Below are 23,955 nucleotides of genomic sequence, written 5' to 3'. Positions count from 1 at the left end.
GAATATATCACCATTAAAGACAATTATATCTAATTATCTCTAAAGGGGAACCTAAGTACATAAACTGCAATAAACCGAATTATTTTCTTTTACGCTTTGCTCTTTTCTCTCTGTTCAGCCGTTTTCTTGTCTTCGGCTTCATCACCGAAAAACCAAATCTGCCAAGAGACCTTTTGGAAATTCCCAGGTATTCACCGTGGCAGTAACTGACAAGGCCGGCATCTTCAAGGCAGATTTTGCCTTTTTCATCCACTATGTCATCCGCTACACTTACATTAATTATCTCCGCCACAAACATATGGTGGCTGGGATATTTTTTTATTTCTTTAATCTCGCATTCAAGTATAAGGGGCGATTGTTTTATTCCGGGGCTTGGAATCATTACAGATGCTTCAGGCTCAAGTCCTGTATCAGCCCATTTATCAACATTTTTACCTGATCTGACACCACAATAATCCGCAGCCTTTGCCAATTCCTGTGTAACGAGGTTTATAGTAAAATTACCTGCTTTTTTCAAAAGCTCATAGGAATATCTTTCAGGCTTTACGGATATATATGTCATAGGCGGATTTGAATTTACAATACCCGTCCATGCTATCGTTATTATATTTGCACCACCTTCACCGTCATCTACAGCCGCCATTACCACAGGCAGCGGATTTAGCAAAGTTCCAGGTTTAAAATTAGTTCTGCTCATTTTGTTTCCTCAGTTTATTTAATACTTCCGAAAAATCTTCAGGAAGTTGACTGTCAAATTCTATATATTTTCCCGTTGACGGATGAACAAATCCCAAGGTTTTGGCATGAAGCATCTGCCTTTTCGCTCCTGCTGCAGACTTTGCAGGACCGTATACGCTATCTCCTAAAAGAGGATGCTTTATATATGCCATATGTACTCTTATTTGATGTGTTCGTCCCGTTTCAAGCTGACATTCGACCAAAGTAAAAGAACCAAATCTCTCCAATACTCTCCAATGGGTGACAGCTCTTTTACCGGTATCATCATACATTACACTCTGCTTTTTTCGATCCTTTGGATGGCGTCCTATGGGAGCATCTACAATACCATCATTTTCTTTAAGATTATCCCATACTATCGCCACATATTTACGAGTGATGCTGTGTTCAGCTAGCTGCTGTGCAAGGCTGTTATGAGCTGCATCATTCTTAGCAACCATCAGAAGCCCGCTAGTATCCTTATCTATACGATGAACAATGCCCGGTCTTATAACTCCATTGATAGATGAAAGTCTGTCTCCACAATGATGCATTATTGCGTTAACCAGTGTTCCCGTGTAATTTCCAGCTGCAGGATGGACCACCATTCCCGCCGGTTTATTTATAACAAGCACATCATCATCTTCATAAACGATGTCCAATGAAATATCTTCCGGAATAATATCCGGCTCCTTTGCTTCCGGCATTTCCACTTCAATTATATCCAAAGCTTTTACTTTATATTTCTTGGAGTCACATACGCTACCGTTAACAAGCACCATTCCCTCATCCAGCAATTTCTGAAAAAAACTCCTAGAACGCTCCGATATCTTTGATGCCAAAAATGAGTCTATCCTCTCACCTTCGTTTTCTTTTTCCACATCTATTTTAAATATCTTTTCCTCTATCATTTACCGTTCCTTCTTCTCAAAAAACCAGATGCCAATTACTATCAATGCACAGCCCACACAAGCACATATGTCTGCGAAATTGAAAACGGCAAACCATTTCAGACTCAGATAATCCGTAACGCTACCCAATAAAACTCTGTCAAACACATTGGAAAGCCCACCTGCAATAACCATAATAACGCCTATTCCTAAAACAGATCGATAATTCTTACCGTATTTTTTCCATAGAAAAAAAATAATCGCCATTGCAATTATCGGAAGAATTACTAAAAAGAGCCTGCTTCCTGACATCATTCCGAAGGCCATTCCGGTATTTTCTATATATTTAATACTGAACAAGTCTCCTATGATAGGTATTGTTTGTCCCAGGCTCATTGTTGAACGGACCACAATCTTTATAATCTGGTCTATAATAATTAGCCCGGCTAAAGCAATATAATAGTACATAAAAACTACGGGGCATCAAGTGCCCCGCCTCCCTTTATATTTTAGTTTATTCGTATTTGATGTTGACTACTGTTTTTCTGTCGTCATCATCGCTGTCCTGAGAATCTCTGATGATTGTCTTTTCAAGTTCAGATGTAGCATCCACATCGGATTTTGCATTTTTGCTTTCCTCGATAAGAGAATTAAGTCCGTCGATATCGATATTTGCCGAGATGCTTTCAAATTCCTCAAGATGCTTTGTCAGCAGGTTCTTATACTCTCTTTTGAACTCTTCATAGCTTCTTGTCAGCTGTGAGCTTTCTGCTGCCACCTGTTCTGCCTTCATCTTAGCATCTTTAATTATGATAGCCGCATCCATTTCGGCGTTTTCAACCAAAACCTTAGCTCTCTTTTCAGAGCTTACTGCCAAATCATCCATAATTCTCTTAGCAGTCTCAAGGGTTTCCTTTACAGTAAGGTCACTGCCGCCGATAGAGTCCTGATCCTTTTTGAGAGTAGCAATCTGTGCTTTAAGATTAAGGTTTTCCTTCATCAGTTTTTCCAGATCCAAAGTTATAAGATCCAGAAACATATCTACTTCTTCTTCATCATATCCTCTGAAGCCTTTAGTGAATTCCTTGTTCTGAATATCTGCAGGTGTAATCATAATTTACCTCCAATTATCTGTATCCATTGTAGCAAATTCAAAATCGCTGTCGCTATTGTTTGCTTCGTTAGAAGTTATATCCACATTGTCCGGTGCAAATACAAAAATATTATTTGCCACCTTCTGAACATTACCATTAAGAGCGTATGTTGCTCCGCTTAAAAAGTCAAATATTTTTCTAGCTGTTTCAGAATCAATTTTTTCCAGATTGATTATAACAGGCTTTCTTTCCTTAAGAGAATCAACCAGTTTTGGAGACTCTTCAAAGGATGACGGTTCAATTACTACAAGCTTCATCATTTCGCTGGATATACCTCCCATAGGCACAACATTGCTTTCTCTTCTGGAAAACTTAGGACGCTCATGCTGTCTTTCCTGCTGCTGACGTTCTATTCTTCTTTCCGCTTCTTCGATTTCCTCTTCGGTTATCTCATCATCATAATAGTCGTCACCAATGCCTACCAGATCTTTAAACTTACCAAATACACTCATGTTTTTCCTCCTGAAAATTTAATATACTCTGCTGCCGAATATGGCACTGCCAACTCGCACCAGGTTTGCCCCTTCTTCCATGGCTGTCAGATAATCATGGGACATTCCCATGGAAAGATATCTGAAATCCAATCTCGGGTGGCTTATTTTACTGTATTCATTATACATGGCTGCAACCTGAGCAAAATATCCTCTTACTTCTTCTGGATCTTCTGCAAAAGGAGCCACGAACATCAGTCCCTTTACATTTACATTCGGGCAGTTATCAAGAATTTCCATAATCAATTCTTTAACACTGCCAGGCTCAATTCCAAACTTTGATTCTTCTCCTGCGGCATTCACCTGAATTAGTATGTCCATGGTGATACCGTGACGCTGAGCTTGCTTTTGGATTTCCTGAGCAAGTTTCATAGAATCCACCGAATGTATAAGGCTTACCTTGTCTATAATATATTTGACCTTATTGGTCTGAAGATGACCTATCATATGCCATCTTACAGGCTTTACCTTATCATATTTGTCTAAAATTTCCTGAACCTTGTTCTCTCCTATATCGGTAACACCAGCATCGATTGCTTCGTTTATCTCCATAGCTGTATGGGTTTTAGTCACCGCTACCAAAAGAACTCCGTCCTTGAGATTTTTTTGTACTTTTGCCAGATTATCTCTGATATTTTCCAAAGAATTTCACCTTCTTTGATAATTATTTACTTTTACTATCGCTGTCTTTACTGTCATCGGCTTCAGGGTTTTTAAGGATTTCATCATAAACCTTGACGGTTTCCACCATCTGCCCTTCCTCATCATAGAAAGTATTTTCGGAAACCACGGTCTTTTCACCGTCTGTGCCCAAAGCCTTTATCTGCACAAACTTAGGATCACCGGTTGTCTGAACCACATATACTCCGGTTTTACCATCCTTTGTAGTCAGATATTTATTGTCTATAATAATCCCATCTATATCGGTGGTTATAAGCTTCACATCTAAATCGCGGAACTTGGCAAAATCCTTATAATATCTGTTACTGGAAAGGAGCAGCTTCCATTTTTCGCCTTCCTCACTGATTTTTTCAACGGTGAAAACCACATCGTCTGCTCTTTCATCATCAAATCTTACGGTTACATCGGCGCCTACCTGGTATCTGCTGATATCCTCGCCATCTATCCAGCATATCATATGCCACTGACTCTGATCAGCGATTTTATAAAGAGGCTGTCCTTTGTCGACATCGCTTGACTTGACATCTTCAATTTTGCCTTTTCTTTCCATTGCCTTGGCTTCGGTTATTTTATCAAAGTTTTCTGCTGTAAAATAACTTTCATAGCCATCTATATAAGTTGAAAAAACACCCTTTCTATTGGCTTTTGTTATATTTTCAGAAACAGCTTTATCACCGAGCCGGTCTGCTATATCCTGAAACTTTATCTCCTTTTCAGGATCCGTATCCGATTTACTGCTCTGAAAAGTCAAAACCTCTTTGCCGACTTTAATCTGTGTCCCTTCATCAATGTTGTATTTTACACTTCCTGCCGAAGGAGCTGCATATACGGTTTCATCTCGCAGGGCATAACATGTAACATCGTCTTCCACAAGAAGATTTCCATACTCTATAGTGGTTGTAGGAGTCGCTTTTGAGACAAATCCCGGTATCGCCTCTGTCACTACATATAGTATGAGGATTGCCAATATGAGAATGACTATTTGCTTGCGTTTTATTTTAGGCATAAAATAATTCTCCAGTTTTATTTTACACTAAGTCCTATACTTTTCCAATAGATTTTTTTCCGCTTTGGTCAGAGAATGTTGTGAATTGCAATATTTCTCAAAGAGATCAGGGCGCCTTTCCTTAGTCAGTTTAAGAGCCTGCTCATACTGCCACAGATGTATGTTTAAATGATGTCCGGAAAGAAGCACCTCCGGTACAGCCATTCCGCGGAAGTCCCTAGGTTTAGTATACTGAGGATGTTCCAAAAGGCCGGAATAAATCGACTCATCTCTGACGGATTCTTCATCTCCAAGGACTCCGGGTACCAATCTTGATACAGCGTCCACCAAAACGATTGCCGCAGGCTCCCCGCCTGTAAGTATATAATCGCCAATCGATATTTCTTCTATATCCCAAGCATCAAGTACTCTCTGATCTATTCCTTCATAATGACCGCATAATATCACAAGCTCTTCTTCCTTAGAAAGTCGCTCTGCTGTTTCCTGATTTAGGATTTTTCCCTTAGGTGACATATATACGATTTTCTTTTTTTCTGCTTCTACAGATTCCAGACATCTGAATATAGGTTCTGCCATCATAAGCATCCCCACGCCGCCTCCAAAGGGATAGTCATCAGCTCTATTATGTTTGTCCAGTGTATAGTCCCTTATATCCACAGTATTTATATCCAGAATTCCCTTTTCTTCCGCTTTTCCTAGCATACTTACCTTTAAAGCAGAAAACATCTCAGGAAATAAAGTGAGTATATCAATCTTCATAAAGTCCCTCTATCACCTTTACCGTTATAACTCTATTGTCCATATCAGTATCAAGTATGAACTCATCCACTCCGGGAATGAGAATATCCGGTTTTCCCGGTCTTGCAACTTCATACACCCTCTGAGCCGTATTGGTATTTATATCCTTTAAGGTTCCCAGTTCGACTCCACTGTCCGAAACCACCTTCATACCGATAAGGTCCTTGATATAATACACACCCTCCGGAAGCTCTTCCAAATCTGCTTCATCCATAAGAACCATTAATCCTTTAAGGGCTTCTGCAGCATTTCTGTCGGTTACGCCATCCAAAGTAAGAATCACCATATCCCCTTTGTATCTAACCTTTGTAACTGCATATTCAGTGTTTTTTTCCTCGGTTCCAAGAAAGATTTTTTCAAGTCGTTCAAATCTGTCCGGCTCCTCAGCGTAACTATAAACCTTTACTTCGCCTTTAAGGCCCACCACATTTACGATTTTTCCTATAACAATCTTATCCATATACTTCTTTTACCTATATGCCAAGAGCACATATAAAAATATATGTGCTCCTTAAAATCATTGAACTATCTGAACCACTATCTTTTCGTTGGTCTTTGAAGCCGCAGCCTTTACTACGGTACGCAGAGCCTTGGCAATTCTGCCGTGCTTGCCTATTACTTTTCCCATATCATCCGGCGCAACTTTGAGCCTAACAACAGTGGCCTGTCTCTCGTCTTTTCTGGTCACCTCAACGGCATCCGGATCGTCGACGAGCGCTTTTGCGATCACTTCAACCAGTTCTACCATTAGTCTCACCGCTTTCTTTAGTTATTTTATAATGCCGGCCTTTTTGAAAAGAGCTTTTACGGTATCTGTAGGCTGTGCACCGTTTGCCAACCACTTGTTTGCCTTTTCTTCATCAATCTTGATTACAGGTGGTTCAGTCAGAGGATTGTAATATCCAACTTCCTCGATAAATCTTCCATCTCTTGGAGATCTTGAGTCAGCTACTACCACTCTATAAAAAGGCTTTTTGTTAGCTCCCATTCTCTTAAGTCTAATCTTTACCATTTGAAATTTCCTCCTCTAATATATCATTTAATTATAAACTAAAATTGTAAACCTTATTGAATTATTAACTTACATGCCTCTAAACATTCTCGGAAGTTTAGCCCCTGGCTTTGAGAATTGCTTCATCATCTTTCTGGCTTCCTCATAGCGCTTTACAAGATTGTTTATCTTGCTTACGGGCTGTCCGGAACCTGCGGCTATTCTTTTACGCCTACTGGCGTTTAATATCTTAGGATCGTTTCTTTCTTCCTTTGTCATTGAACAGATGATGGCTTCCATCTGACGGAATTCTTTTTCACCCTTTTCGATGTCCTCGTCCTTGATACCGGCGTTGCCCATTCCTGGCATCATGCCCATAAGTTTACCAAGTCCGCCCATCTTTTTAATTTGACCCATCTGTTCCAAAAAGTCTTCTAAAGTAAACTGATTCTTTTTTAACTTCTTTTCAAGCTTTTTAGCCTGCTCTTCATCATAGGCAGCTTCGGCAGTTTCAATAAGGGAAAGTATATCTCCCATGCCGAGGATTCTGCTGGCCATTCTTTCCGGATGGAAAGGTTCAAGGGCATCCATTTTTTCGCCCATACCGATGAATTTAACCGGCTTGCCTGTTACCTTCTTTGCGGAAAGTGCAGCACCGCCACGGGAATCACCATCCATTTTAGTCATGATGATACCGTCTATTCCGAGTTTTTCGTTAAAGCCTACAGCTGCATTAACGGCGTCCTGACCGGTAAGAGCATCCACCACCAGAAGTATTTCATGGGGTTTAATCTCTTTCTTTATATCGGCCAGTTCGTCCATAAGCTCTTCATCAATCTGCAGTCTACCTGCCGTATCGACGATAAGCACATCGTAGCCTTTAATCTCAGCTTCTTTTCGTGCTGCCTTTGCAATTTTTACCGGGTCCTTGCAGTCTCTCATTGTAAATACCGGTGTATTTACACTCTGTCCCACAACTTCCAACTGATCTATAGCCGCCGGTCTGTATATATCACAAGCACAAAGCATAGGCTTTTTACCGTTTTGCTTAAGCCATGCGGCAAGCTTACCGGAAGTTGTAGTTTTACCTGTACCTTGAAGACCGACCATCATAAGCACCGTAAAGCCGCTCGGCGAATATGTCAGTTTACTGTTGACACCACCCATAAGCTCGGTAAGCTCGCTGTTAACGATTTTTATTACCTGCTGAGAAGGTGTCAGAGATGACATAACCTCCGCGCCCATGGCCTTTTCCTTTACGGAAGCCACAAACTCCTTAACAACCTTGAAGTTTACATCAGCTTCAAGGAGTGCCAGCTTGACTTCGCGCATGGCAGTATCTATATCGGCTTCAGTCAGTGAACCCTTGCCTTTAAGTCCGGCAAAGACATTTTGCAGTTTTTCGGATAATCCTTCAAATGCCATTATTACCTCCGTGGGCTATTCTTCAAGCCCGTCTATTATGGCCTTTACCCTAAGGAGCTTTTCTCTGATAGCTGCATCTGCAGTACCTGCTCCAACGATTTCATCTATAAGTCTGTCTATATCATCGACGGCCTTTTTTGTTTCTTCAAATCTTTTTACTAGACCTAACTTTTGTTCATATCCGGTCAGAGACTTTTCGGCGTTTTTAAGGGCATCATGTACGCCCTGTCTGCTTATGCCAAGCTCTCCTGCTATCTCCGAAAGAGAAAGGTTTTCTCCGTAATACAGATCCATCACCTGAGCCTGTCTTGATGAAAGCAGCTGACCGTAAAAATCATATAAAAGATTTATCTTGGTTACTTCATCAAACATAGTTTTTACCACTTTTTAATGATATGTGTCAAGTTTTGAAACTTGTCACTCTGATAAGATAGCACAGACAGCGTGGTGTGTCAAGTAAAATTGCTGAACAGCATATAAAAAAACCGGCCCTTTCGGACCGGTTTAAGTCTATAATTGTTAGGTGATTATTCAGTATACGCTACCTTAGATTCGATTTCATCAAGAATTCTTTCTTCGAAATCATCAATACTCATTTCACCTATTTCACCCTTGATGTTATGTCTCAGGCTGAGAGTATCAGATCCTTCTTCCTTGTCACCGATAACTGCGATGTAAGTAACTCTTTCGTTTCTAGCTTCTCTGAGCTTGTAGCCGATGCTTTCGTTTCTATCGTCAACAACAACTCTGATGCCCTTTTCATCAAGTCTTTCTGCCAGCTTATGAGCATATTCTGCATTTTTTTCTGTTACTGTCAGAAGCTTAACCTGAACAGGGGCCAGCCATACTGGGAACTTACCTGCATAGTTTTCAGTCAGGATACCGATAAATCTTTCGATGGAGCCTAAGAGCACTCTGTGAATCATGATAGGTCTGTGCTTTTCTCCGTCTGCTCCAGTGTATTCAAGATTAAATCTTTCAGGCATCATGTAGTCGAGCTGGATTGTTCCGCACTGCCATGTTCTGCCGATGGAGTCTTCCAGATGGAAATCCAGCTTAGGACCGTAGAATGCTCCGTCACCTTCGTTGATTACATATTCAATACCCTTTTCTTCCATGGCTTCTCTCAGAGCATTTGTTGCCTTTTCCCAAAGTTCAAGAGTTCCGATATGGTCTTCAGGCATTGTGGACAGCTCAACATGATAGCTAAATCCGAATACATCACTGTACATGTAATCGATAAAGTCAAATACGCCTTTGATTTCATCCTTAATCTGTTCAGGAAGCATAAAGATATGAGCATCGTCCTGAGTGAATGTTCTTACTCTGAACAGTCCGTGAAGCGCTCCGGAAAGTTCATGTCTGTGTACCTGTCCAAGTTCTGCAACACGCATTGGGAATTCCCTGTAGCTGTGTGGCTTTCTGGCATATACAAGACAACCGCCTGGGCAGTTCATCGGTTTAATGGCATAAGCTTCACCATCGATTTCTGTAAAGTACATATTGTCTTTGTAATGATCCCAGTGACCTGAAGTATGCCACAGTTCTTCATTTAAGATAAGCGGAGTCTTGATTTCCACATATCCTCTCTTTTTATGCTCCTGTCTCCAGAAGTTTTCCAGTTCGTTTCTTAGAACCATACCGTTTGGCAGGAAGAATGGGAATCCAGGACCCTGTTCCATAAGGTCGAACAGATCCATTTCCTTACCAATCTTTCTATGGTCTCTCTTCTTTGCTTCCTCTATTCTGTGAAGATGCTCATCAAGTTCTTCCTGGGAAGGGAAACTTGTTCCATAAATTCTCTGAAGCATCTTGTTGTTGCTATCGCCTCTCCAGTAAGCACCAGCAACGCTTTCCAGCTTAACAGCCTTAATGTCGCTTGTCTTTTCCATATGAGGGCCTGCACACAGGTCTACAAAGTCTCCCTGCTTATAGAAGGAAATAACTTCACCTTCAGGAAGGTCTTTAATAAGCTCAACCTTGTAGTCTTCGTTTCTGTCTTCCATGAATTTTATTGCTTCATCTCTTGGAAGTTCAAATCTTTCCAGAGGGTATCCAGCCTTAATGATTTTTTTCATTTCCTTTTCGATAGCTTTCAAATCCTCGTCTGTGAATTTGTGTTCCAGATCTATATCATAATAAAATCCGTTTTCAATGGCAGGTCCTATTGCCAGCTTTGCTTCAGGCCAGATGTTTTTAATAGCCTGAGCCATTATATGTGAAGTAGTATGTCTGTATTTATCTCTAACATTTTCATCAGCAAAATCAATTCTCTCTTTAGCCATTTTAAAATTCCTCCATTGCAAAATATATCAGTTTATCTATCAGCTCACTATAGCTGATGCCCATGTCCTGCCACAGCTGAGGATACATACTTATACTTGTAAAGCCAGGCAGGGTGTTTATTTCATTAAATACGATTTTACCTTCATCGGTGTAGAAAAAATCAACTCTGGAAAGTCCGCGGCAGTCAAAAGCGTTAAAAATGTCTACCGCTGTCTGTCTTATCTCTTTTTCCACATCTTCAGGCAGATCATCTACTATAACTGTTTTCGATGCGCTGTTATGATATTTTGCCTCATAATCGTAAAGCTGATCATTAGCTGAAAGTATCTCTCCGATACGGCTCGCCTTCGCATCTTTGTTGCCAAGTATAGCAACTTCTATTTCCCTTCCTGTTATGGTTTCTTCCACAAGTATTCGATGATCTATCTCCGCCGCCAGTTTTATAGCTTCAAAGAGTTCTTTTTCATCGTTTACTTTAGTTACACCCACAGAAGAACCGCTGTTGGACGGTTTAACAAAGAGCGGATACTCTCCATTGAATTTTTTCTTTATATTTTCGATTTCGCCCAAAGGGTTCTTGGAAAATCTGTATCTGTCAGTAGCATAGTACGCCGCCTGCGTGACTCCCGTGGAAGCCGCTACAAGCTTTGCCGTGACTTTGTCCATACCCACTGCCGATGCCATGACCCCCGGTCCTACACACGGAATACCAGCAATCTGCCAAAGTCCCTGCATACTTCCGTCTTCGGCATTTCTGCCGTGCATAACAGCAAATACGCAGTCAATAGGTATGTCCTCACCATCAACCGTTCGAAGTCCTTTACAAGTGCCCGTCAGATTTACCGTGACTCTCACATTTGATCTGTCGGTTTCCCATGCACCGCTTTTAATATCACTCGGACTTGCGCAGGTTACAAACCACTCACCGGTTTTAGTGATGCCTGCCTTGGTTATCTCGTACTTTTCTTTATCGATGGCATCCAGAATGGATGCCGTGCTCATGCGCGACACTTCATGTTCGTTGGATACTCCACCGAAAAGAATCAACAGTTTCAGTTTCCTGTCCATATCGACCACCTTTGGTTTCTGAAAATTAACTTACTATATTAAAGCAGCTCTAAAAATTCCCCTACTCTGTTTCCGATGTCTTCAGCACCGAATATCGAGGAACCGGCTACAATGATATCCGTTCCGGCATCGCATATCTCTCTCACATTGGAAAGATTAACGCCTCCGTCTACTTCTATCTCAAAATCCAGATTATTTTTTTTACGAAAATCATCCAGTTTTTTTATCTTTGTAAGAGCATTATCTATAAAGCTCTGTCCTCCAAATCCCGGATTTACAGACATCACCAGCACCATATCCAGTTTATCTGCCACATACTCCAGAGTCTGTGGAGGCGTTGCAGGATTTAGCGCAACTCCTGCCTTTACACCAAATGATTTTATAAATTCAATCGTTCTGTCAAGATGTGTACATGCCTCCTGATGCACTGTAATGTATCCTGTATTTTCCGTTACAAAATCCGGAATATACTTATCAGCATTTTCTATCATAAGATGCACATCAAACGGCAGCTTTGTCTTGCCTAAAAGGCTTTTCATAACGGTTGCTCCGTAGCTTATGTTCGGAACAAAATGTCCGTCCATCACATCTACATGTATAATATGGGCTCCTGCCTTCTCTATTTTTTCCGTCTCTGCTCCCAGCTGGGCAAAGTCAGCTGAAAGTATGGATGGAGCAAGTTTTTTCATTTTATCCTCTCTATTTTCTATTTAATATCTTTTTTTATTTCTTATTTCTTCTATTTGGTTCTTATATGAATCATATCTGCTCTGATTTATTTTACCCTCAGACAGCGCTTTCAAAACTCCGCACTCAGGTTCCTTTATATGCATACAGTTATCATATCTGCAGTTTCCGGCATATTCCATTATATCCGGATAATAATGCTGCAGCTCTGCTTCATCTGCTTCAAGTACATCAAAGGAAGTGAATCCCGGTGTATCATATACCATGGCCCCGTAATTCGTATGGAAAATTTCCACATGCCTCGTAGTATGTCTGCCCCTCTTTGTCTTGCCGCTTATTTCTCCGGTTTCCAGAGAAAATCCAGGCTGAAGTGCATTTATAATCGTGGATTTTCCTACTCCCGACGGTCCCGCAAATGCTGTCTTTTTATCCATTGTCACTTCACGGAGTTCATCTATCCCGACACCTGTGCTTCCACTGATTTTAATAACAGTATATATTTTTTCATAAATTTTTGCAATTTTCTCAATATCTTTTTCTTTTGCTGTGTCACATTTATTTATGCAGATGACAATTTCAGTGCTGCTTTTTTCAGCCATAACCAGAAATCTGTCAGTTATAAACGGATTGAATTTCGGTTTGGAAGCCGATACAACCACAGCTATAAGATCGACATTTGATATGGGTGGGCGGATAAAGGAATTCTTTCTCGGATAAATTTTTTCCACAACGCCTTCTTCATCATCTACCATAGAAAATTCAACTTCATCTCCCACATAGGGCGTTATGCCTTCATTCTTAAATACGCCCCTGGCCCTGCACTGAATGCGTCTGCCTTCGTCGTCTTCCACATAGTAAAACCCGCCGACACCTTTGACTATGAGACCTTTCATTTATTCTCCTAAAAATCTATCTTTTGTACTATTGGTTCTGGGTCACTATCAAAATAAACTCTCACTGTACAGCGTCCTTTCCCGATTACATTTACAGGATAATTTGAATATTTATCTGAAGAGTCCACATTAGACACTTTATCTCTCCATATTACATTGCCGCTTTCATCTGTAACCACAATTGTTAAAGTTGTTGTATCATTTTTAGCTTGAGATAATGGAACTTCTATAGTTTTTGTAGAAGTCTGTCCTCCGCTTATTCTGATATCTATGGCAGTTCCTTTTTCAACGGAAGTTCCCGCATCATACTCCTGCCACATAACCTGTCCGTTATCATAGGCTGAACTTACACCTTCAGAAATATCTCCAACTTTAAAGCCAGCTTCCTCTATAGCAGCTCTTGCCTCATCTTCGCTCATACCGAGAACATAAGGAACTTCTCCCATTTCCTTGCCGCTTCCGTCACTTATTGTGATGTTGATTGTATCTCCCTGCTTACCTTCGCTTCCGGCAGAAGGATCCTGTTCAATAACGGTTCCCTTTTCCTCGTGGCTTTCCTTTTCTTTAACAGTACCTAACTCAAATCCGTAATCTTCTATCATCTTTTTAGCATCTTCTTCGCTCTTTCCGATGAGATTCGGAATCACACCTCTTTCACCGCCCTTGGAAATATCTACAGTCACCGTATCTCCTTTGGCTACCATTTCGCCATGGTTAGGATCCTGATCCATTATCTGGTCCTGTTCATATTCAGTTGAAAATTCATATTTTCCGATTTTCACTTCTATGCCCAGATCTTCAGCTTTATCTTCAGCCTCTTCTATAGTCATGCCCCTAAAATCAGGCACTTCTATATCCTTTTTATCAAAAAGTCCGGTAGCAAATCCTATTCCTACAAGTGCAGCCAAAGCTACAATTACGGCAGCAGCTATTATTGCGATTTTCTTTTTGTTTTTAGAGCCTTTGCCTTTGCTCTTTTTGTTTCTGCCGGCTTCCTTATTCAGTTCCTCACGGCCGAAACTATATGTATCGTAATTGTCGTAGTTGTCATACGCTTCATTGAGTTCTTCTGCTCCGTCATATATGGAATCGCCCACAACACGATTTACCACTTCCATTTTATCCAGAGCATCAATCATCTCATCAGCAGAATCAAATCTATTCTTAGGCTGCTTTTCAACGGCCTTCATAACGATTCTTTCCAGTCCCGGTGGCACATTGTGGTTAAACACCGAAGGCGGAGTAACCGGTTCATTAATCTGCATCAGAGCAATCGTTACAGGATTATCTCCATCAAAAGGCACCTTTCCTGTAAGCATCTCATAGAGAACTATGCCCAGAGAATATATATCCGATTTTTCATCAACATTGGCTCCTTTTGCCTGTTCCGGTGAGAAATAATGAACAGAACCCATGACATTGTCTTTACCGGAATCCACAATAGTAGTGTTTGTAACTGCCTTTGCGATACCAAAATCTGTTATCTTAGCAATGCCGTCCTCTGTCATCAGTATGTTATGAGGTTTAACATCCCTGTGGACAATGCCCTTTTTATGAGCCGCAGAAAGTCCCGCCGCCACCTGTTTTGCAATGTCGGCTGCTTTTCTGTAATCCATAGGAGCTTCCTCTTTTATAAGCTCATTGAGTGTCTTACCGCTTACTAGCTCCATAACAATATAGTTTATATTGCCCTCCTGGCCCACATCGTAGATGCTTACGATATTTGGGTGGGAAAGGCTGGCAGCCGCATGGGATTCCTTACGGAAATTTTCCACAAACTTTATATCCTGAACAAATTCAGGCTTAAGTATCTTTACGGCGATAAAACGTTTCAGCAGTCTGTCCTTTGCTTTATAAACGATGGCCATTCCCCCATCACCGATTTTTTCTATAAGCTCATATCTTCCTGCCAGAACATTTCTTTCACTCATTGAAATATCCTCCTTCGACCTTTAAACATACAGCAGTTACATTATCTCTGCCGCCATGGCAATTAGCCATTTCCACAAGCGTAGCCGCAAGCTCGCTCATATCATCTGTTTTTTCTATTGCTTCACACAGCTCCTCCTCCGGCACTTCTCCATAAAGTCCGTCGGTACAGAGCAGTATTATATCCCCGTTTTTAATATCTGTCTGATAATAATCAGCTCCCACTTGATTCTCAGCGCCAAGAGCCTTTGTTATCATATTTCTCTTTTCATGGCTCATAGCTTCTTCTGGACTGATGGCTCCCTTTTTAAGTAGGCTATTTACAAAGCTGTGATCTTCGGTAATCTGACAAAGCTCACCGCCTCTTAAAATATACGCTCTGCTGTCTCCGGCATTTGCAAAATAAGCCTTATTACCTTTAACACAGCACATTACTATTGTTGTAGCCATGCCCTTGTTTTCAGGGTGCTTTATCCCGTAGTTTATTATTTTCCTATTGGCAAGTTCAACACAGTCCTTTAAAATCCCTATAACATCTTCGTCTTTTTTCACGGAGAGGGGACTTTTCTTTTTTATTCTCTCTGCAATTGTGGAAACCGCAAGTCCGCTGGCAGTTTCACCGCTGTTGTTGCCTCCAACACCGTCTGCCACCATATAGACCTGCTCCCGCGGCATCATAAAACACGAATCCTCGTTGTTTTTCCTTTTCATGCCTATATCGCTTTTAAAACCCGCGTGAATCATTTTTTCTTTGCCTCTTTTCTCATCAGACATATGTAAAATCCGTCTGTGCCGTTAACATTAGGCAACAGCTGAATTCTGTCTTCAATTTTAAACTCCGGATTTCTTCGTACAAAGTCCTCCGCTACTCTTCTGTTTTCGTAGTGATTAACAGTACATGTACTGTACATGAGCAGTCCGCCATCCACAAGATAATTTGCAGCAGTTTCCAGTATAGCTAGCTGCTTTACCGGAAGCGATGCCATCTGCTCGTTATTTTTTTTATATTTAATTTCCGGCTTGCGTCTTACAACTCCCAGTCCAGAACATGGTGCATCCACAATAACCTTATCAGCTTTACCACAAAGCTCCTGTCTGAGTCTTGTGGCATCCCATGTTTTAGTTTTTATATTTAGAAGACCGAGCCTCTTTGCCTCTCTCTCTATTATGTCGGTTTTACCGGCATATATATCCTGTGCCATTACAGTTCCGTGTCCGTCCATTCTCTCTGCACTGGCTAAGGTTTTTCCTCCCGGCGCAGCACATACATCAATAACAAGTTCTCCGGGTCTTGGATCCAGCAGCTGCACTGCCACCTGGGAAGCTTCATCCTGCACTGAAAACTTTCCCTTCTTATATGCCTCCGTTTCTAAAAGGCCTTCTCCAATAACCTTTATGCCTTTTTCGGCCAAACTGCATTTTTCAGCTTCAAAGCCTTCTTTTTTCAGCTCTGCTATAAGCTCGTCCCTTGATATTTTACCTGTATTAGTTCTTATTGTTAGAGGTGGTGTCTGATTTCCAGCAGCCAACAGGCTCTCTGTAAATTCGGCATCAAATTCCTCCATCCACAGCTTTATTATCCATTCCTCGTAGGAATATTTTACCGACAGATATTTTACCAATTCTTTTTCCCTATCCGGAAGGGTTATGTTGTACCTGTCTCTTATATATGAGCGCAGCACGCCGTTAATAAACTTATCCCTGCCTCTAGCATATTTTTTTGCCAGCTGCACACTTTCATCCACCGCTGCATACTCAGGTACCGACGACATCTTTGCTATCTGGTATATACCCATGCGCAAGATTGTAAGGTCCGGCGTTCTGACATTTTTAAGCTTTCCTGTTATAAGTTTTGAAATAACATAATCTAAAAGCTTTTTATTTTCTAATACTCCATATACCAGTTCCCTTACAAAGGCTTCTGATGTTGGCTTTTCCCTTTTTATATTGTGATTAAGAGCAATATTTGAATACTGCTTTTTTGTTTCCACCGCCATTAAAACAAGGTATGCGGTCTTTCTGTTTATATCCATCAGTTCCTTCCTCTGATTGCAAGAAGTCTTATCAGCTGTACCAGTGCCGCTGCCAAGGCCGCCAAATATGTCATAGCCGCTGCCTTAAGCATTTTTCTGGCTCCTTCTGTTTCATCTTTAAACATTATGCCCTGCTCACGCATCTGAACAAGTGCTCTTTTGCTGGCATCAAGTTCCACCGGCAGTGTTACCAAATGGAAAACCACCACTGCAGCAAACATTATGATACCTATATCCAAAAGCCAGTTTCCCTCCATATACATGGAAGTTCCAGTCAGCAATATTCCTATTATAATGAATACCCATGCGAGTTTACTGGCCCAGCCAACAGGTATCGCTATGGTATTTCTCAAGGATAAAAGTCCATATTTTTCGCCGTGCTGTATGGCATGACCGCTTTCATGGGCAGCTATGCTTATGGCTGCTAAAGTGCTCGCATTGTACACTCCTTCTGAAAGTCTCATTACTCTCTTTGAAGGGTCGTAATGATCGCTCATAACTCCTGGTGTCAATTCTATCCTGACATCTGTAAGTCCATTGGCGTCAAGTATCTTCCTTGCCGCTTGAGCTCCTGTCATTCCTGTTTTATTTCCTATTCTAGAATATTTAGAATATGCCCTCTTTACCTTTGCACTGGCGTACATGCTAAAGAGCAAAGATGCCAAAAGGAGCAGAGGGTATGGGCCGTAAAATCCGTAAAACATTTGGCTTCCTCCATAATAGATATTTTATCCTAAAACTGTTCCGATTTCAATTTTATTGCCCCTCATATAATCTTCAACACTCATTCTCTTTTTTCCCGGCACCTGAAGCATCATAACCTTTAAAATTCCTTTGCCGGTTGCTATATCTATACCTGACGCATCTGCTGCCAGAACAGTACCCGGTTTTAAACCCTTCGCATCTGCATTTTCCACTGCTTTAGCCTGCCATATCTTAAACAGCTCACCGTTTAGATATGTAAAGGCTCCCGGCCACGGATCTAGTCCTCTTACTTCACATGCCAACTTTTTGGCATCTTTACCGAAATCCAACTTGCCTTCTTTTTTTGAAAGCATCGGTGCATAGCAAGACAGGCTGTCATCCTGCTTTTCGGCTGTTATTCTGCCCTTATCGATGTCATCAAGCTTTGATACTAGCAGCTCAGCCCCAAGTCTTGCGAGTTCATCATGAAGCTGTCCCGAAGTTTTTTCAGCAACTGGAGTTTTAGCAACGGCTATCATATCTCCAGTATCCAGTCCCTCGGCCATATACATAAGAGTAATTCCTGTTTCCGTATCGCCTTCCATAACCGCTCTTTGAATAGGCGCAGCACCTCTCCATCTTGGAAGAATCGATCCATGGATATTGATGCATCCGCATCTTGGAAGCTCCAATATCTCTTTAGGGATTATCTTTCCGTAAGCTGCCACAACTATTAAGTCCGGAGCATAATCCTCTAAAGTTTGCAAAAACTCCTCATTATTTTTAATTTTTTCAGGCTGCAGCACTGTAAGTCCCAGTTCCATAGCCTTTGCCTTTACCGGTGTAGGCTTCAGTTTTTTACCTCTATCCCTTGCCGCATCAGGCTGACTTACCACATAGCCTATCTCATTGCCGGAGATTGCCAAAGCTTCAAGAGCAGGTACAGCAAAATCCGGCGTACCCATATAGACAATCTTCATTAGTTTTCCACCTCTGTCATATCTTCCTGAGGCTCCTCGCCTGCTTCACGCACATTTGTGGCCTTATCCACAAAGAGTACCCCGTCAAGATGATCTGTCTCATGGCTTACCACAACCGCTTCAAAATCAGTGAATTCTTCAGTCTTTTCGTTGCCATATCTATCAAGATATTTAACTACCAATCGCTGAGGTCTTACCACATCACCTATCATCCCAGGAACGGAAAGACATCCTTCCGTAGAAAGCTGTTCACCCTCTGATTCAAGAATTTCAGGGTTGATAAATTCCACAAGTCTTCCTTCTTCAGGTTCTATAATACATACTCTTCTTGCTACGCCCACCTGAGGTGCTGCTATGCCAACACCCATATCCTCTCTCATGGTTTCAGCCATATCATCTAGCAGAGTTATTATACGGTCATTTATTTCCGTCACCTCTCTGCAGTGCTTTGTCAATATAGCGTCTCCTCTTTTTACAACATTTCTCAGAGCCATAAATCAATTCCTCCATAATGTGTACGGGTCCGTATCTATAATAAGAGCGACTCCCGTTCTGTTATTTCTCATATATTCTTTTAATTCCTCCGCCATTTGAGCGAATTTGTCATATTGTTTCCTTGAAAACTTTATAAGAATCATCACCCTTAAGTCTTCTTTGCTTCTTGCATGCTTTTTAACGCCTACAATCGCATCTTTACCAAAGCTTTTTTCAGTGGAATTAAGACACAATTTTGCAATCCCATTAACGGCTTCATCGGATTTTCCGGTTATTGAAAACTGACCGAAAACTCCAAAAGGTGGATACCCCATAAGCTCTCTGATTCTTATTTCGTTTTTATAAAATTTATCAGGATCCTGTTCAGCTCCGCATCTTACGGCAAAGCTGTCCGGCTGATATGTCTGTACTATTACCTTTCCTCGCTTTTCCCCTCTGCCTGTTCTCCCAGCAGCCTGAGAAATTAGTTGAAAGGCTCTTTCCGAAGCTCTGTAATCTGGAAGATTTAACATCGTATCCACAGCAAGAATTCCGGCTAAGTCGACATTTCTGTTATCTAGTCCCTTTCCTATCAGCTGTGTACCTACCAGTATATCAGTCTTACCCTTTGAGAAGTTTTTCAGGATTCTGTTCATATCGCTTTTCTTTGAAGCTGTATCAAAGTCCAACCTGTCAACTACAGCATCAGGAAAAAGTTTTTTCGTTTCAGCTTCGATCTTTTCCGTACCTGTTCCAAAAAACCTAATGTATCCGCTGCCGCATTCAGGACATATGTCAGGAATTTCAGCGGTTTTACCGCAATAATGACACACAAGCTTATTTCTATCCTTATGATATGTCATAGGTATTCCGCATTTTTCGCATTTAACCACATAGCCGCACTGCCTACACGAAACAAAGGACGAATATCCTCGCCTGTTTATAAGGAGTATTGTCTGTCCTCCCCCGGCAAGAGTGTTTTTTATTTCGTCATATAGCCTTCTACTAAAAACTGAACGGTTTCCTTCTTTTAGTTCTGCTCGCATGTCCTCTACAAATACCTGTGGAAGCGGCATACCGTTATATCTTTCCTTAAGGACCAACTTTTTATATATGCCGTCTTCACACTTTTTCATGCTTGATACAGACGGTGTAGCGCTGCCCATAATGACGCATCCTCCGTAATATTCCGCTCTTTTAGCGGCAACCTCGGCTGTGTCGTATTTAGGGCTCATATCCGACTTATACGAGGCCTCATGTTCCTCATCAAGAACTATCAGACCTATATTTTTTACAGGTGCAAAAACAGCAGATCTGGCACCGATTACTATTTTAATGTCACCGTTTTTTATCTTCTGCCACTGGTCGTATCTTTCCCCTGCCGTAAGTCTGCTGTGCATAATTGCTATGTTTTTTCTGCCAAATCTTGCAATAAATCTTTCTATCAGCTGACCTGTCAGAGAAACCTCCGGAACAATTACAACAACGGTTTTTCCGTTTTTTATACATTCCGATGCAGACCTCATATATATTTCAGTCTTACCGCTTCCCGTGGCACCCTGAAGAAGAAATCTATCTCCTCCCTTTTCCATGGAAGCAATTATTTGTGCCATAGCAGCTTCTTGCTCAAATGTAAGTCTTTCTATGTCCTGTCTTTCTCCTTCAAACTCATCTACCGGCTCTTTTATTTCTCTGCGCTTGGCCTTGCTACCAACGGGAAGAAAAAGTTTTACGGCGTCAATATATCTGCAAAAATACCTTTTTCTCATCCACTTGACAGTGGTAACTGCTTCTTCAGTAAGATATACATCTTCATCAATTTCTTCCACAGTTTTAAGATTGGCAATTTCTTTTTCAAGGTCATCTCTGACTGAAAAAACATAGGCTTCTTTTATTTTATTGCCTCGATTAAATGGCACATATACCTTGCTGCCTGTTTCGACATTTTCTATAGGGCATCCATAGGTGTAAAGGGTATCGGTATTATCATTTTTGTTGTCAATTACGACATCAACATACTTCATATTAAACAGACCGCCTTTACAGCAGGAATATATCGTTTTCCTCGCACTGCTTTATCATATCCTCAGGCCATACAGATACCTGTACTTCTCCTATGTGGGCCTTACGCAAGAAATACATGCAAAGTCTGCTCTGACCTATACCGCCTCCTATTGTGTATGGAAGCTCTCCCTTTAAAATTGCTTTATGGAAATCCAGATTCTTTCTTTCTTCATCTCCTGCTAGCTTGAGCTGTCTTTCCATGGATTCCTCATCTACCCTTATACCCATGGAAGATATTTCAAAGGAATCCTCCAGTATATCGTTCCAGAGGATAATATCTCCGTTGAGTTCCCAATCATCATAGTCAGGAGCTCTACCGTCATGCTTTTCCCCCGACTTGAGTTTTCCTCCTATCTTGGAAATAAATACTGCTCTTTCCTTTTCTGTTATCGCCTTTTCCCTTTCCTCAGGAGTCATTTCAGGATACATGTCTTCAAGTTCCTGGGATGTTATGTAAAAAATTTCGTTAGGAAGCTCAGTTCTTAATTCAGGATAATGTCTGTTTACAAAATCTCCGAGGTTTTTAAGAGCCAGATAAATTCTATCCACTACTTCCTTAAGATATTCTTCGTTTCTGTCCTCTTTTCTTATAACCTTTTCCCAGTCCCACTGATCCACATACACGGAATGAATATTATCCAGTTCTTCATCTCTTCTGATGGCGTTCATGTCCGTATATATACCATAGCCCGGCTTTATGTTATATCTGCCAAGAGCCATTCTCTTCCATTTTGCCAGCGACTGAACTATCTGAACTTCTGCTTCATCCATATCCTTTATAGTAAAGTCCACAGTTCTTTCTACGCCGTTAAGATTGTCATTAAGACCGCTCTGCGGGGTAACAAAAAGTGGAGCAGAAACTCTTCTTAATCTGAGGCCATAGGCCAGCTCCTGCTGAAAAAAGTCCTTAATCTTTTTTATGGCTCTTTGACTTTCCATGTAGTCTATAACCGGGGTATAATCCTTGGGTATAAGCAGTTTTGACATAATTCCTCTCCTTTTCTCTCATTTATCCCATACGGAAAACTCACATCCGCAATAGTTCTGTCTGTATATGCCGAATTGCTTCGACAGTTCGATGCTTCGCTTAAAGCCATCCTTCTTTTTAAAATTACCGTCAAGATAACCTACTCCGTACTTTACCGCCAGCATATTTCCTATACGACTGATGGTTTCGTAGTCCTTATGTGGACTTACTGTAAGAGTGGTAGTAAAAGTATCAAAGCCGTTCATTCGAGCAGTAAGAGCTGTTTCCTCCAATCTCATGGAAAAACACAGTCCGCACCGTTTGCCACCTTCCGGTTCATTTTCAAAGCCTTTTACCTTTTCGTAAAAAGCATCCGGCTCATAACGACCTTCCATAAAACCTATTTTATTGGTACATTCCGTCATTTCGTTAAACCTATCTATAACGCTGAGCTGTGCATGTCTCCTTTTTACATATTCGTCTCTATCGGTAATATTGGGATTATAAAAGAACACTGTCACCTCATATTCATTCATAAGTCTTTCTATTACCGCCGTACTGCATGGTCCGCAGCAGCTGTGCAAAAGAAGCTTAGGATGTGCCAGTTCTTTTTCTCCTCCAAGGTCTGCATATGTAAGGTTGTTTTCCACGCTTGCCCGTCCCATAGATACAGCCGGTGCAGGCTTTTTTTCATACTTCATAGCTTTTTTCCTCCGGAAAAAACTTGTACTTTTACAAGCAAGTATTATATCATATTTATTGTCAAATAACTATATTTAAACGGCTGATATAACATAAGAGAGTTGTAACATTTTTCAAATTTCAAAACAAAAGGAAAACAATGACAAGAAGAATTTATACTATAAATGATTATCTTAAGGAAAAGTTCAATACTAAAATTGCAAAGCTGTCCCTTCCCGGCGGCACAACCTGTCCCAACCGTGACGGCTCAAAGGGCACAGGAGGCTGCATTTTCTGTTCCGAAAGCGGCTCAGGAGATATGGCAGGAGATATAGATGAGCAGATTGCCCTGCTTTCAGAAAAGTGGCCAAACGTTCATAAACATCTGGCATACTTTCAAAGCTACACTAGCACATATGATCCAGTCGAGGTTTTACGCAAACGTTTTTACGATGTGCTTAAGCGCGACGATATAGTGGGAATCGCAGTAGCTACAAGACCTGATTGTCTAGATGACGATGTCCTTGAACTTTTGGATGAAATAAATAAAACTCATTTCCTTTGGGTCGAGCTTGGTCTCCAGACCATAAATGATGATACAGCTAAAATAATAAATCGATGCTATGATCTTAAGGTTTACGATAAGGCGGTCAGTGATTTGACACGGCTTGGCATCAGATATGTCACCCATCTTATTCTTGGACTTCCTGGCGAAACTAAACAGGATATGATAAGCTCCGTTCGCTATGTATGCCAAAATGACATCTTCGGTATAAAGTTGCATATGCTTAATACCGTTAAGGGCTCAACCATGGAAACATTGTATCCTGGATACACTTCCTTTGAGAGTATAGACGAGTATATAACTTTAGTATGTGACCTCCTTGAAATAATACCTTCAGATGTAACAATACATAGGCTTACAGGCGATGTGCCAAGGCCTCTTCTTATCGCACCGGAATGGAGTTATAAGAAAAGAACTATTCTCAACGGGATTCAGCGCGAATTAAAAAACCGCGACAGCTTTCAAGGCATAAAAAGCTGCCGTTCATAAAA

The 23,955-nt window shown here is 41.1% G+C and carries 26 protein-coding genes and 1 pseudogene; 1 reads left to right on the top strand and 26 read right to left on the bottom strand.

All coding sequences use genetic code 11. The features are described 5' to 3' along the window. Positions 1-79: 79 nt before the first annotated feature. The 26 genes and pseudogenes from INF20_RS01420 to INF20_RS01295 form a co-directional block, all read right to left on the bottom strand. Positions 80-697 (bottom strand): flavin reductase family protein, encoded by a 618-nt coding sequence (locus INF20_RS01420; RefSeq protein WP_226384596.1) that lies wholly within the window; start codon positions 695-697, stop codon positions 80-82. Further along, positions 684-1,628, bottom strand: coding sequence for an RluA family pseudouridine synthase (locus tag INF20_RS01415; RefSeq protein ID WP_226384595.1), 945 nt, complete (start codon positions 1,626-1,628; stop codon positions 684-686). The genes INF20_RS01420 and INF20_RS01415 overlap by 14 nt, the downstream gene beginning before the upstream one ends. Next, complete coding sequence (lspA, locus tag INF20_RS01410; RefSeq protein WP_226384594.1) at positions 1,629-2,075, bottom strand: signal peptidase II; 447 nt, start codon at positions 2,073-2,075, stop codon at positions 1,629-1,631. Between the two features lie 46 nt (positions 2,076-2,121). Then, positions 2,122-2,721 carry a DivIVA domain-containing protein gene (locus INF20_RS01405; protein WP_226384593.1) on the bottom strand — a complete coding sequence of 200 codons (600 nt, stop codon included), beginning with the start codon at positions 2,719-2,721 and terminating at the stop codon, positions 2,122-2,124. Positions 2,722-2,724: 3 nt separating this feature from the next. Continuing rightward, positions 2,725-3,213 carry a cell division protein SepF gene (locus INF20_RS01400; RefSeq protein ID WP_226384592.1) on the bottom strand — a complete coding sequence of 163 codons (489 nt, stop codon included), beginning with the start codon at positions 3,211-3,213 and terminating at the stop codon, positions 2,725-2,727. An 18-nt stretch (positions 3,214-3,231) separates the two neighbouring features. Beyond that, a complete protein-coding gene (locus INF20_RS01395) occupies positions 3,232-3,894 on the bottom strand; it encodes a YggS family pyridoxal phosphate-dependent enzyme (protein WP_226384591.1) in 663 nt (220 codons plus the stop codon). 22 nt (positions 3,895-3,916) lie between these two features. After that, positions 3,917-4,939, bottom strand: coding sequence for an HlyD family efflux transporter periplasmic adaptor subunit (locus INF20_RS01390; protein ID WP_226384590.1), 1,023 nt, complete (start codon positions 4,937-4,939; stop codon positions 3,917-3,919). A 27-nt stretch (positions 4,940-4,966) separates the two neighbouring features. After that, positions 4,967-5,698, bottom strand: coding sequence for a tRNA (guanosine(37)-N1)-methyltransferase TrmD (trmD, locus tag INF20_RS01385; RefSeq protein WP_226384589.1), 732 nt, complete (start codon positions 5,696-5,698; stop codon positions 4,967-4,969). After that, positions 5,688-6,197, bottom strand: coding sequence for a ribosome maturation factor RimM (rimM, locus tag INF20_RS01380; RefSeq protein ID WP_226384588.1), 510 nt, complete (start codon positions 6,195-6,197; stop codon positions 5,688-5,690). Before rimM ends, trmD begins: the two co-directional genes overlap by 11 nt. A gap of 57 nt (positions 6,198-6,254) precedes the next feature. Beyond that, a complete protein-coding gene (locus INF20_RS01375) occupies positions 6,255-6,485 on the bottom strand; it encodes a KH domain-containing protein (protein ID WP_226384614.1) in 231 nt (76 codons plus the stop codon). A 21-nt stretch (positions 6,486-6,506) separates the two neighbouring features. Beyond that, positions 6,507-6,749, bottom strand: coding sequence for a 30S ribosomal protein S16 (gene rpsP / locus INF20_RS01370; protein WP_226384587.1), 243 nt, complete (start codon positions 6,747-6,749; stop codon positions 6,507-6,509). Positions 6,750-6,818: 69 nt separating this feature from the next. Next, positions 6,819-8,153, bottom strand: a complete 1,335-nt coding sequence (gene ffh / locus INF20_RS01365) for a signal recognition particle protein (RefSeq protein WP_226384586.1) — start codon at positions 8,151-8,153, stop codon at positions 6,819-6,821. Between the two features lie 15 nt (positions 8,154-8,168). Next, positions 8,169-8,525, bottom strand: a complete 357-nt coding sequence (gene ylxM, locus INF20_RS01360; protein WP_226384585.1) for a YlxM family DNA-binding protein — start codon at positions 8,523-8,525, stop codon at positions 8,169-8,171. A gap of 155 nt (positions 8,526-8,680) precedes the next feature. After that, positions 8,681-10,423 (bottom strand): annotated as a pseudogene (gene thrS, locus INF20_RS01355) (threonine--tRNA ligase); the annotation flags it as partial. Between the two features lie 16 nt (positions 10,424-10,439). Next, complete coding sequence (locus tag INF20_RS01350; RefSeq protein WP_226384584.1) at positions 10,440-11,507, bottom strand: D-alanine--D-alanine ligase family protein; 1,068 nt, start codon at positions 11,505-11,507, stop codon at positions 10,440-10,442. Between the two features lie 38 nt (positions 11,508-11,545). Further along, the gene (gene rpe, locus INF20_RS01345; RefSeq protein ID WP_226384583.1) at positions 11,546-12,196 is read right to left on the bottom strand and encodes a ribulose-phosphate 3-epimerase; all 651 of its coding nucleotides are present in this window, start codon (positions 12,194-12,196) and stop codon (positions 11,546-11,548) included. A gap of 21 nt (positions 12,197-12,217) precedes the next feature. Next, entirely contained in the window at positions 12,218-13,087 is an 870-nt protein-coding gene (gene rsgA, locus INF20_RS01340; protein WP_226384582.1) for a ribosome small subunit-dependent GTPase A, read from the bottom strand. 8 nt (positions 13,088-13,095) lie between these two features. Further along, complete coding sequence (gene pknB, locus INF20_RS01335) at positions 13,096-15,018, bottom strand: Stk1 family PASTA domain-containing Ser/Thr kinase (RefSeq protein WP_226384581.1); 1,923 nt, start codon at positions 15,016-15,018, stop codon at positions 13,096-13,098. Beyond that, positions 15,011-15,760 (bottom strand): Stp1/IreP family PP2C-type Ser/Thr phosphatase, encoded by a 750-nt coding sequence (locus INF20_RS01330; RefSeq protein ID WP_226384580.1) that lies wholly within the window; start codon positions 15,758-15,760, stop codon positions 15,011-15,013. The genes pknB and INF20_RS01330 overlap by 8 nt, the downstream gene beginning before the upstream one ends. Beyond that, complete coding sequence (rsmB, locus tag INF20_RS01325; RefSeq protein WP_226384579.1) at positions 15,757-17,049, bottom strand: 16S rRNA (cytosine(967)-C(5))-methyltransferase RsmB; 1,293 nt, start codon at positions 17,047-17,049, stop codon at positions 15,757-15,759. The genes INF20_RS01330 and rsmB overlap by 4 nt, the downstream gene beginning before the upstream one ends. Beyond that, a complete protein-coding gene (locus INF20_RS01320; RefSeq protein ID WP_226384578.1) occupies positions 17,049-17,753 on the bottom strand; it encodes a zinc metallopeptidase in 705 nt (234 codons plus the stop codon). Before INF20_RS01320 ends, rsmB begins: the two co-directional genes overlap by 1 nt. Before the next feature lie 24 nt (positions 17,754-17,777). Next, positions 17,778-18,713: a methionyl-tRNA formyltransferase gene (gene fmt, locus INF20_RS01315; RefSeq protein WP_226384577.1), complete on the bottom strand. Its 936-nt coding sequence runs from the start codon at positions 18,711-18,713 to the stop codon at positions 17,778-17,780. Then, positions 18,713-19,207 (bottom strand): peptide deformylase, encoded by a 495-nt coding sequence (def, locus tag INF20_RS01310; protein ID WP_226384576.1) that lies wholly within the window; start codon positions 19,205-19,207, stop codon positions 18,713-18,715. The genes fmt and def overlap by 1 nt, the downstream gene beginning before the upstream one ends. A gap of 3 nt (positions 19,208-19,210) precedes the next feature. Then, complete coding sequence (gene priA / locus INF20_RS01305; RefSeq protein WP_226384575.1) at positions 19,211-21,211, bottom strand: replication restart helicase PriA; 2,001 nt, start codon at positions 21,209-21,211, stop codon at positions 19,211-19,213. A 16-nt stretch (positions 21,212-21,227) separates the two neighbouring features. Continuing rightward, complete coding sequence (gene asnA / locus INF20_RS01300; protein WP_226384574.1) at positions 21,228-22,238, bottom strand: aspartate--ammonia ligase; 1,011 nt, start codon at positions 22,236-22,238, stop codon at positions 21,228-21,230. Positions 22,239-22,256: 18 nt separating this feature from the next. Beyond that, positions 22,257-22,919 carry an epoxyqueuosine reductase QueH gene (locus tag INF20_RS01295; protein WP_226384573.1) on the bottom strand — a complete coding sequence of 221 codons (663 nt, stop codon included), beginning with the start codon at positions 22,917-22,919 and terminating at the stop codon, positions 22,257-22,259. 140 nt (positions 22,920-23,059) lie between these two features. On the opposite strand from INF20_RS01295, the gene INF20_RS01290 reads away from it, so the two are divergent. Then, complete coding sequence (locus INF20_RS01290) at positions 23,060-23,953, top strand: TIGR01212 family radical SAM protein (protein WP_226384572.1); 894 nt, start codon at positions 23,060-23,062, stop codon at positions 23,951-23,953. Positions 23,954-23,955 lie beyond the last annotated feature (2 nt).

This window comes from Gallibacter intestinalis, assembly GCF_014982745.1.
Lineage (GTDB): Bacteria > Bacillota > Clostridia > Peptostreptococcales > Anaerovoracaceae > Gallibacter > Gallibacter intestinalis.
The sequence above is the reverse complement of the archived record's forward strand: the minus strand, read 5'-3'. Positions and strand labels throughout refer to the sequence as shown.